At 63.0% G+C, this 10,114-nt stretch carries 12 protein-coding genes; 5 read left to right on the top strand and 7 right to left on the bottom strand.

The features are described 5' to 3' along the window. Positions 1–801, bottom strand: an 801-nt coding sequence (locus EN749_RS21910; protein WP_128363946.1) for a biotin/lipoyl-binding protein, incomplete at its 3' end; no start/stop codon positions are given. Continuing rightward, positions 794–1,258, bottom strand: a complete 465-nt coding sequence (locus tag EN749_RS21905; RefSeq protein ID WP_128363945.1) for a MarR family transcriptional regulator — start codon at positions 1,256–1,258, stop codon at positions 794–796. The genes EN749_RS21905 and EN749_RS21910, both read right to left, overlap by 8 nt. A gap of 179 nt (positions 1,259–1,437) precedes the next feature. Between EN749_RS21905 and EN749_RS21900 the strand changes: the two genes are divergently transcribed. The 3 genes from EN749_RS21900 (at position 1,438) to yihA (ending at position 3,171) form a co-directional block, all read left to right on the top strand. Beyond that, a complete protein-coding gene (locus EN749_RS21900) occupies positions 1,438–1,752 on the top strand; it encodes a hypothetical protein (RefSeq protein WP_128363944.1) in 315 nt (104 codons plus the stop codon). A gap of 124 nt (positions 1,753–1,876) precedes the next feature. Next, positions 1,877–2,515, top strand: a complete 639-nt coding sequence (locus EN749_RS21895) for a CatB-related O-acetyltransferase (RefSeq protein WP_164873738.1) — start codon at positions 1,877–1,879, stop codon at positions 2,513–2,515. Beyond that, positions 2,512–3,171: a ribosome biogenesis GTP-binding protein YihA/YsxC gene (yihA, locus tag EN749_RS21890; protein WP_024502094.1), complete on the top strand. Its 660-nt coding sequence runs from the start codon at positions 2,512–2,514 to the stop codon at positions 3,169–3,171. The genes EN749_RS21895 and yihA overlap by 4 nt, the downstream gene beginning before the upstream one ends. 23 nt (positions 3,172–3,194) lie before the next feature. Here yihA and EN749_RS21885 read toward each other — a convergent pair whose 3' ends face one another. Beyond that, positions 3,195–3,929: a TetR/AcrR family transcriptional regulator gene (locus EN749_RS21885; protein ID WP_127380942.1), complete on the bottom strand. Its 735-nt coding sequence runs from the start codon at positions 3,927–3,929 to the stop codon at positions 3,195–3,197. Between the two features lie 132 nt (positions 3,930–4,061). On the opposite strand from EN749_RS21885, the gene EN749_RS21880 reads away from it, so the two are divergent. Together EN749_RS21880 and EN749_RS21875 are read left to right on the top strand one after the other, a co-directional pair. Further along, the gene (locus EN749_RS21880; protein WP_127808377.1) at positions 4,062–5,261 is read left to right on the top strand and encodes an HlyD family secretion protein; all 1,200 of its coding nucleotides are present in this window, start codon (positions 4,062–4,064) and stop codon (positions 5,259–5,261) included. 22 nt (positions 5,262–5,283) lie between these two features. Then, the gene (locus EN749_RS21875) at positions 5,284–6,882 is read left to right on the top strand and encodes a DHA2 family efflux MFS transporter permease subunit (protein WP_127808376.1); all 1,599 of its coding nucleotides are present in this window, start codon (positions 5,284–5,286) and stop codon (positions 6,880–6,882) included. 200 nt (positions 6,883–7,082) lie between these two features. Here the strand turns inward: EN749_RS21875 and msrB are convergent, their stop codons facing one another. The 4 genes from msrB to EN749_RS21855 all read right to left on the bottom strand — a co-directional run bounded on the left by msrB (position 7,083) and on the right by EN749_RS21855 (position 9,845). Next, positions 7,083–7,586 carry a peptide-methionine (R)-S-oxide reductase MsrB gene (gene msrB / locus EN749_RS21870; RefSeq protein ID WP_127808375.1) on the bottom strand — a complete coding sequence of 168 codons (504 nt, stop codon included), beginning with the start codon at positions 7,584–7,586 and terminating at the stop codon, positions 7,083–7,085. Positions 7,587–7,798: 212 nt separating this feature from the next. Then, positions 7,799–8,356, bottom strand: coding sequence for a fasciclin domain-containing protein (locus tag EN749_RS21865; protein WP_027040113.1), 558 nt, complete (start codon positions 8,354–8,356; stop codon positions 7,799–7,801). Between the two features lie 224 nt (positions 8,357–8,580). Next, positions 8,581–9,309 (bottom strand): anti-sigma factor, encoded by a 729-nt coding sequence (locus tag EN749_RS21860; protein WP_127267218.1) that lies wholly within the window; start codon positions 9,307–9,309, stop codon positions 8,581–8,583. Next, complete coding sequence (locus EN749_RS21855; RefSeq protein WP_127267227.1) at positions 9,306–9,845, bottom strand: sigma-70 family RNA polymerase sigma factor; 540 nt, start codon at positions 9,843–9,845, stop codon at positions 9,306–9,308. The genes EN749_RS21860 and EN749_RS21855 overlap by 4 nt, the downstream gene beginning before the upstream one ends. Positions 9,846–10,114 lie beyond the last annotated feature (269 nt).

Here is a 10,114-nt window from a genome sequence, read left to right as displayed (position 1 = left end):
ACCTCCACCTCCTCCAAGGCGACCTTCGACAGCGCCCAGCACGACCTCGTCGCCGCCAAGCTGGGCAAGCGTCGCCTGTGCCTGCGCCTGGGCAACGGACACTTTCTGGCGGGCGGCGACGAGGTCGTGCTGGGCGCTGTCGAAGGTCGCCTTGGAGGAGGTGGAGGTCTTGAGCAGATCCTGCTGGCGCTGGAAAGCGGCCTCGTAATAGGGGATGTCGGCCTGCGCCTGCTCGATCAGCGCCTGCGACTGCTGGTAGCTCGCCTGCAAGGTCAGCACCTGGTTGCGCACAGTGCCGAGCTGCGCCTGGGCGGCGGCAAGAGCGGTTTCGAAAGAGGCCGGCCGCAGCCGGAAAAGCACCTGGTCCTTCTTCACCGCCTCGTTCTCGTGCACGTCGATCTCGGACACAGTGCCGGAGACATCGGTGGAAACGCCGAGCGACTGCGCCTGGATGTAGGCGTTGTCGGTCGTCATGACCTGGCCGCCGATGACGTAGTAATAGCCGCCGACGACCAGCGCGACCGGAAGCAGGGCAAACAGGATCGGCCGTGCCCGGCCGCGCTTGGGCTTGACCGGCGCCGGCGGCGCCACCGCAACCCCGGCCTGCCGTGGCTCCTTGGACGGCGCCTCGAGCGCGGCCGGCTCCAGGGCGACCGGTGCTTCGAGTTCGTCATTGCCGATGAGGGTGCCGGCTCGCCTTTGTTCGCGTTCGCTGTCCAGTCGGATGATCTGGTCGTGCGCCCGGCCGGCGGAGGATCCGTCTTCTTCGACAGGCTTCTTTGGTGAGGTTGATTCAGCCATGTGTTTTCTCCCGGTCGGCGGCAGGCTGGGTGCAAGCCGCGAGCAGATTGGATTTGATGAGGGATAGGGTTTGCAGCAGATGCAGCTGGGCATCCGCGGAAAGACCGACAAAGGCCTCGTCCCGCGTCTTCTGCCCATTGGTGCGCATGGCTTCAATGAGCGGATAAGCTTGCGGCTTCAGGTAGAGCAGCCATGCCCGGCGGTCAGCGGGATTGGGCCGGCGCTCGATGAAGCCGCGTGCCTCCATCTTATCGAGCAGCCGGGCGAGCGTGATCGGCGTGATCTCGATAAGATCGGCCAGTTTGTTCTGGTGGATGCCCTCATGCAGGCAGAGATAGGCGAGCACCTGCCACTGGGCGCGGGTCAGCCCCGATGCCCGCGACCTCTGCTCGAACCGCTTTCGAAGCAGGCGCGCGACATCGTGCAGCACGAAGCTGATGTTGGGTGACGATGGCATGGAAGGTACTGAGGTTCTAAGGCGCAACTTTTAGTGAGCATGCTTATTATCATCATGCACATAATCCCGCTGGACGCGGTGCGCAAGACGGACTAAGCCCGCCTGGAAAAAATGACGCATGTGCTGCGACACCATAAAAAGGCTCAGGTAGCAGGCTGTTGCCGGGCAAGGATAGGACGATGAATTGGCTGAAGATCGTGACCGTGGCGGCCATCGCGGGATGGCCGGGCCTTGCGCTCGCAAAGGACGCCGTCAGCTGCGGCGGCGCCGCGATGCTGGGTGGCGCGCAATTGAACTGCAGCCACGTCGAACCCCAGGCGCCGCCTCAGTTTTGCACCTATAGCTGGGCTCTCCACATGCTGGCCGGAGACCAGAAAATCGTCGAAGGCAGCTTCATGCTGCCGCCCGGCGCGGCGAACGTCACCGTCTATCAGGGCAGCGGTTTCGACAGCGCAATGTCCGATCCGATCGTGATCTGTCGCGGCGGCAAATGAGCAAGGCCGTCAAGGAAAGCTCGCTCGTCGCCCGATTGGTGCTATAGGGCGGATCACGCTATTTTGAACGGGCGCATTCGAGTTTCGGATGTGCCTGGCTGCCATTTCTCTGACGGATTTCGACATGGACGGACCCAACCCAGACATCAAGCACCCGATCCCGATGCATACCCGCGTCGGCTTCCTCAAGGGGCTGGTGAATGCGCCGAACATCGAGATCGGCGACTTCACCTACTATGACGATCCGGACGGCCCCGACAAATTCGCCGAAAAATGCGTCCTGCACCACTATCCCTTCATCGGCGACAAGCTGATCATCGGTCGGTTCTGCGCCATCGCCGAGGGCGCGCGCTTCATGATGAACGGCGCCAACCATGCTATGTCCGGCTTTTCGACCTATCCGTTCAATATCTTTGGCCATGGCTGGGAAAAGGGTTTTGACCCGGCGACGTGGTCGAAGGAAGTGCGCGGCGACACCATTGTCGGCAGCGACGTCTGGATCGGCATGGAGGCGGTGATCTTGCCCGGGGTGGAAATCGGCCACGGCGCCATCATCGCCGCGAAATCGGTGGTGACGCACGACGTGCCGCCCTATGCGATCGTCGCCGGCAATGCGGCCAAGGTGGTGAAGATGCGTTTCGACGACCGGACAATCAGGCGGCTGCTGGCGGTGGCGTGGTGGGACTGGCCGGTGGACAAGGTCAGTCGCAACCTCGATGCTATCCGGGGCGCCGATATCTCTCTTCTGGAGGCAGCAGCTTGAACGCTCTGAACAGCAGCATAATCGGCACCGAACTGTTTACGCGAGGGTGGATCTTCATCCGCGGCGTGCCGGCCATGAAATTCCTGCCGCCTGAAGGGCCGCCGGAAATCGCCTTTGCCGGCCGCTCGAATGTCGGCAAGTCGTCGCTGATCAACGCGCTGGTCAACCAGAAGGGGCTGGCGCGCACCTCCAACACGCCGGGGCGCACGCAGGAGCTCAACTATTTCGTGCCGGACGGATTTTCGGGTGAGGGCGCCGACCTGCCGCCCTTGGCGCTGGTCGACATGCCCGGCTATGGCTATGCCACCGCGCCGAAGGAGAAGGTCGACGAGTGGACCAAGCTGGTCTTCGACTATCTCAAGGGCCGCGTCACGCTGAAGCGCGTCTATGTGCTGATCGACGCCCGCCACGGCATCAAGGCCAAGGACGACGAAGTGCTGTCGCTGCTCGACAAGGCGGCGGTGTCCTACCAGATCGTGCTGACCAAGACCGACAAGATCAAGACTGCCGGCGTGCCGAGGCTGATCGAGGAGACGCTGGCAAAGATCAAGAAGCGGCCGGCGGCGTTCCCGTTCGTTCTGGCGACGTCTTCGGAAAAAGCCGAGGGCCTCCAGGAATTGCAGGCGGCCATCGTGCTTGCCGCCAATGGCGGCTAAGCATCCACAGCTTAGAGCATGGCCTACGGCTTGGCCTCGATAGCAATCGTCTGGTGGCCTTCTTCCGCCACAAGCCTTTCGGTGCCGTATGCCTTGAGGAACATGCTGACGCCTGACCTGACGATGCGGTCGATCTCGTCCTGGCTCGGGGCTTTGGTGCGGTAGGCGAAGATGCACTGGCGGAACAGACCGGCCAGGCACAGTTCGGTGAACTGATAGGCGGCAAGATCGACATCGTCGATGCGCAGCAGGTCGCGCTCGATGGCGGCATTGAGAAAGGCCGCGACCTTGTCGTGGCCACGCTTGGGACCGCGCTCGTAAAACCGCGCGCCCATGTCGGGTATCCGGTCGGATGCACCGATCACCGTGCGCTGCGCCTGGATCACCTTGGCCGACGTGATCTTGAGGGCCAGCACCTTGCCGAACTTCACCAGCGTCTCGCGCAGGTTGTCGGCATTGTCCAGCACGTCATACATGTTCTTGAAGATGGTGCCGCGCTCTTCCTCGATCAGCGCTTCGAACAGCTCTTCCTTGTTGGCGAAATAGACGTAGATCGTACCCTTGGAGACACCGGCCTCGCGGGTGATGTCGTTCATCGAGGCGGCTTCGAAGCCCTTGTCGATGAAGACACGACGGGCGCCGTCGATGATCTGGCTGCGCTTGACCGGATCCTGCCCCGCGGCCGGGCGGCCACGACGCAAGCTTTCCAACAGGTCGTCGCACGACTCGTTTTCAACATTGGGCGGGGTCTCGGCCATGAAAGTCACACCTCGAAAATAATTCGAACCAAGCGGTTCGATTGCCCTTGATATGGTCCTCTTTACGCGCTATGTCAACGGCCGGATCGAACCGAACGGTTCAGTATTATATTATAACTTTAGAGAGATGTCATGTCCTCGAACGCGCCGACCACTGCCGAAGTCCGTCCCTTTCCCAACGCCAAGGTTGCGCCGGCGACGGAAGCCCCGGAAGTGCCTGTCCAGCCTGTCTCGTCGCCACCGGCAGAGGCTCCGGCCAAGAAGAAGCGTTCGGTGCGTTCCTTCCTGCTGCCGGTCATCGGCGCCGCTTTGCTGGGCGCCGGCGCCTGGTATGGTTACGACTACTGGACAACGGGCCGCTTCATGATCTCCACGGACGATGCCTATGTCCAGGCCGACATGGCGTTCATCTCGCCCAAGATCTCCGGCTATGTCGATCAGGTCAAGGTCAGCGAGAACCAGCAGGTCAAGGCCGGCGATCCGCTGCTCGTCGTCGATGACGGCGATTACAAGATTGCCGTCGCCCAGGCCGAGGCGCAGATCGCCACCTTGAGCAAGACGCTCGACCGTATCGACGCCCAGACTGAAGCAGCGCGCGCCTCGCTGCAGCAGGCGCAGGCGCAGAAGGTCGCCGACCAGGCCGCCGCCGACAATGCGGCCAAGGTCGCGGCGCGCGCCTCGCAACTGCTCAAGACCCATGTCGGCACGCAGGCGCAGCTGGACGACGCCCAGACGGCGGTCCAGCAGGCCGATGCCGCCCTTGTCGGCGCCGACGCGACGATCGCCGCCGCGCAGGCCAATATCGGCGTGCTGCAGGCGCAACGCGCGGAATCGGCGAGCACGCTGGCGTCCCTGCAGCTCAGCCATGACAAGGCGCTGCGCGATCTTTCCTTCACCGTGCTCAAGGCGCCTTATGACGGCATCGTCGGCAACCGCTCGGTCGAACAGGGCGACCTTGTCAGCCCCGGCCAGAAGCTCGCCGTCATCGTGCCGATGGACAAGCTCTACATCGTCGCCAACTTCAAGGAGACGCAGCTTGCCCGGCTGGTGCCCGGAGAGAAGGTGAAGATCTCGGTCGATGCGACCGACGGCCAGGACTTCGAGGGAACCGTCTCGTCGCTGGCGCCGGCTTCGGGTGCCGTGTTCTCGCTGCTGCCGCCCGAAAACGCCACCGGCAACTTCACCAAGGTCGTGCAGCGCGTTCCGGTCCGTATCGATGTGCCGGCAGATGTCCTGAAGAGCGGCAAACTGCGCGCCGGCCTGAGCGTCATCGTCGCCGTCGACAGCCGTACCGCCCCATCCGGGTCGGCATCAGCGGCAGCGTCGAACTGAGCGGCTGCCGGGGAGCAATGCCATGGCAACCGCAACCCTGACAGCAGGAGCACCGCCGGCGAGGCCGGCTGTGCCTGACACCATTTCGACGCGGCGCGTCATCGCTTTCCTGGCGATGGTGTTCGGCATGTTCATGGCCATCCTGGACATTCAGATCGTCTCCGCCTCGCTGTCGGAAATCCAGGCCGGCCTGAGCGCCAGCTCCGACGAAATCCCGTGGGTGCAGACCGCCTATCTGATCGCCGAAGTGGTGATGATCCCGCTGTCGGGCTTCCTCAGCCGGATGCTGTCGACGCGCGTGCTGTTCACGATCTCGGCGGCGGGCTTCACCGCGGCCAGTGCGCTGGCGGCGACTGCCACCAACATCGACCAGATGATTGTCTACCGCGCCGTCCAGGGCTTCATCGGCGGCGGCATGATACCGAGCGTCTTCGCCGCTGCCTTCACCATCTTCCCGCCCTCGCGCCGCGCCTTCGTCTCGCCGATGATCGGCCTGGTGGCGACGTTGGCGCCGACCATCGGCCCGACTGTCGGCGGCTATATCAGCCATGCCATGTCCTGGCACTGGCTGTTCCTGGTCAATGTCGTGCCCGGCATCCTGGTGACAGCGGCGGCCTGGACGCTGATCGACTTCGACAAGCCCAACCTCAAGCTGTTCAGCAAGTTCGACTGGTGGGGCCTCGCCGGCATGGCGGCTTTCCTGGGCTGCATGGAATATGTGCTCGAGGAAGGCCCCAACAATGACTGGCTGCAGGACCAGGGCGTCTTCATCTGCGCCATCGTCATGACCATCGGCGCGGTGCTGTTCTTCTGGCGGGTGTTCACCGCCGAGGAGCCGATCGTCGACCTGAAGGCCTTCACCAACATCAACTTCGCCTTCGGCTCGCTGTTCTCCTTCGTCATCGGCATCGGCCTTTACGGCCTGACCTATCTCTACCCGGTGTATCTCGGGCGCATCCGTGGCTACGATTCGATGATGATCGGCGAGGCGCTGTTCGTCAGCGGCCTGGCCATGTTCTTCACCGCGCCGATCTCGGGCATCCTGTCGAACAAGATGGACCCGCGGCTGATGATGATGATCGGCTTCTTCGGCTTCGCCACCGGCACCTGGTGGATGACGCATCTGACCGCCGACTGGGATTTCTACGAGTTGCTCATCCCGCAGATCCTGCGCGGCTGTTCGATGATGCTGTGCATGGTGCCGATCAACAACATCGCGCTCGGCACCTTGCCGCCCGAGCGGCTGAAGAATGCGTCCGGCCTGTTCAATCTCACCCGCAACCTTGGCGGTGCGGTTGGCCTCGCACTGATCAACACCGTGCTGATCGACCGCAATGCCTTCCACTACGCAAGGCTCTCCGAGCATGTGCAATGGGGCAGTGAAGCCGCGCAGACCAAGCTGCAGAACATGACGCTCAATTTCGAGCAAACCCCCGGCCTGGACGCGACAAGTGCCGCCATCTCCAAGCTGTCGGGCATGGTCCAGCAGCAGGCGGCGCTGCTGTCCTTCATGGATGTGTTCTTCATGCTGACGGTGCTGTTTGCGACGCTTGGCCTGTTCACCATGTTGATCCGCAAGCCGGCCGCGGCGGCGGGTGGAGGTGGTGGCGGCGGCCACTGATACCGGAGCAATTCCAGGAAAAGTGTAAGGCGGTTTTCCCGGGAAAAGCGCGCAGCGCTTTCCCTTAGGAATTGCGACAAGACAGAGATACGTGGGCAGCTGTTTCGGGAAGCTCCTCCAGTCCACGCCCGAAAAAGCTCTGACCGCGCAAAAAACTCCGGGCCGCAAGCCCGGAGTTTTTCATATCCAGTTGGAATTTGTCAGGCTGTGGTGGGCTCGAAGGTCAGCGCGACGCCGTTGATGCAGTGGCGCAGGCCGGTCGGCGCCGGACCGTCGTCGAAGACGTGGCCGAGATGGCCGCCGCAGCGGCGGCAATGCGCCTCGGTGCGCGTCATGCCGAGCGAGCGGTCCACGGTCGTGCCGATAGCCTTGGGGATCTCTTGCCAGAAGCTCGGCCACCCGGTGCCGGAATCGAATTTCGTCTCCGACGAATAGACCGGCAGGTCGCAGCCGGCACAGGCGAAGATGCCCTTACGGTGTTCGTTGAGCAGCGGGCTGGTGCCGGGATACTCCGTGCCTTCCTTGCGCAGCACGTCGAAGGCGGCCGGCGACAGGATGGCTTTCCACTCGGCGTCGGTCTTGGTGACTTCGAATTTTTCGGCGGCCTGTGCTGCCTGCGGATCGCCCATGCGCAGCATCGTTGCTGCGGCCCCGACGACGCCGATGGCGGCGGCACCGCTCAAAAGAAAGTCGCGACGGTTCATGACCGGTTCCTCCTGATGTCCTTTTGCCAAACTATACCGCCGCGCGGAAATCAAAAGCCGGTGACGGTAGCCCCCTCGAACGAACACTCCGCGCCCTCCCACATCCGAATATGGGCGGCGCGGAGTGCGCGGGTCAATTGCGGATCACGGGAGCGGGATCGTGCAATCGACGGAGGGCCCTTGCTGCCAGTTCGCCGGCAGCAATCCCCTTGTTACATCTTCGGCAAAAGAACCTTGTCGATGACGTGGATGACGCCATTGGACTGTTCGACATCGGCGATCGTCACATTGGCGACATTGCCGTTCTCGTCGGTGACGGTGACCTTGCCGCCGTCGGCCTTGAGCGACAGCTCGCAGCCGCCGACCGTCTTGACCTTGTGGGCGCCGCCGTCAGCCTTGGCCATCGCGGCGACATCCGCCCCCATCGCCTTGGCGCCGATGACATGGCAGGTCAGGATCTTGGTGAGCTTGTCCTTGTTTTCAGGCTTGAGCAGCGTCTCGACCGTCCCGGCCGGAAGAGCCGCGAAGGCTTCGTTGGTCGGAGCGAACACGGTGAACGGACCGGCGCCCTGCAGCGTTTCGACAAGGCCGGCGGCCTTCACGGCGGCGACCAGCGTGGTGTGGTCCTTCGAGTTCACGGCGTTCTCGACGATGTTTTTGTTAGCATACATCGCGGCGCCGCCAACCATCGGGTTTTCGGCATAGGCGGCGGTGGCAAGGGCCGAAACGGCGATCGTACCGGCGAGCAAAAGGGTGGCGTATCTGCGCATGATGTCAAACTCCTCGGGTTTTCTCTTCCCATTTTTGGGGACGCGAGGAGATACGGAACAGAAGTGCGGGAGTTTCAGAAATATTCTTATTTTTTATTTTGCCCGGGATGCCGAAGAGATTTTGCCACGCAACGGCTTGCCGGCTACCATGCTGTCTACGGACGTGGAAGGTGGGAGATACACTTCAGGTACTCTATTTTGAGTCTGGCGACGCCAAGAGCCGGTCAGATGCTCTTCAGGTCGCCGGCGGCGACCACCGGTCCGGTCGGCTGTCCGGTCGGCGAACCGCCTGACGGCTCGAGGCTGACGGCAAGCACCGCGCCCTGGGCAAGCTTCTGCTGGGCCGCCGGTGAGACGACGATATGTGCCGTAGCACCGGTCGGAATGACGCCCATCGAGACCGGCGGGTTCTTGCCCTCGATCATCCACAGCTCGAAGTCCTTGCCGGAAGCACGCTCACCGGAGACATGCGACAGGCCGACTTCGTGATGCGCGGCGTCGTAGACGGCAAGATATCTGACGTCGCTGCCTTCGGCGGCCAGCGAAGCGACGAGGCGCGCCTGCGGCTCCTCGACCGGCGGGTTGAGGACTGGCACGGCAATGTAAATCGCCAGTGCCGCAACCGCAGCCGCGGCAAGGCCGCGCCAGAAAGCGAGGCTGGACCACAGGCCGCCGCGCGATTCGGCGGGCGTGGTCACGGCGGCAGCGTTCGCGAACAGCCGGCGGTCGACCGCGGTCTTCACCGAAACCGGCGGCTCGATTTCCGGGTAGGCGGCGGCCAGCGGTGAGAGACGGACCTCCCATCCCTCGACAAGACGAGCAAAAACCGTATCCGCATCGATGCGGCGGGCGACGATCTGGCGTTCGTCGGCATCGAGCACGCCGAGAACGTATTCGGCGGCGAGCAGGTCGTCGCCTCCACGTTCCGGTCCGGTGTCTTCTGCCAGCGTCATCTTTCCAGACATTCTCTGAGTTTCAACAGGCTGCGGCGCAGCCATGTCCGCATCGTGTTCAGCGGCACGCCATGGCGCTCCGCCAGTTCGGCATAGCTCTCGCCCTTGAGATAGGCGCCCCGGACGGCGGCTGCCCGGTCCTTCTCCAACTCATCGAGACAATGGTGGATACGTTCGGATTCGTCGCCCGCCACCGCCATCGCTTCAGGCCCCGGCGCCGGATCGGCCACGTCGAGCGCGGCATCGATGTCGGCGGCAGGCCTGCGCCGCGCTCGTATGCGATCGATCGCATGATTGCGCGCAATTGCCACCAGCCAGGAGATCGGGCTTAGATCGGAGACGGCAAAACGATCCGCCTTCGTCCATATCTTGACGAAGACTTCCTGTAGCGCTTCTTCCGCATCTCCCCGGTCGTTCAATACACGAAGACAGACGCCAAAAAGTTTCGCGCTGGTCTGCCGGTAAAGCAGATCGAACGCGGCCCGATCCTTCATCGAAGTCCGGACGATCAGCTTGGTGATGTCCTGCGGCGTCATCTGCGGCAAGTTAGGCGATTGCAATGTATTTGCAACGGCGGAAATAACCTTGTGCACGCCTAGGCTTTTATGTGTCGCCAGCCCGGGTCCGTCGACCGATTGCCAATGGAATCGCCACTGGCTAGCTTGCCCTCAGTGATGGGGGGAGCGCGCATGTCGGTCGAACGGATCCTTTGGGAAGAAGATGCCGCGGGCCTCGCCGATCTGGTCCGCAAGGGCGAGGTTTCGGCCGTCGAGCTGACCGACGCCGCGATCGCCCGCGCCGAGGC

The organism is Mesorhizobium sp. M7A.F.Ca.ET.027.02.1.1 (assembly GCF_004022985.1).
Lineage (GTDB): Bacteria > Pseudomonadota > Alphaproteobacteria > Rhizobiales > Rhizobiaceae > Mesorhizobium.
The sequence above is the reverse complement of the archived record's forward strand: the minus strand, read 5'-3'. Positions and strand labels throughout refer to the sequence as shown.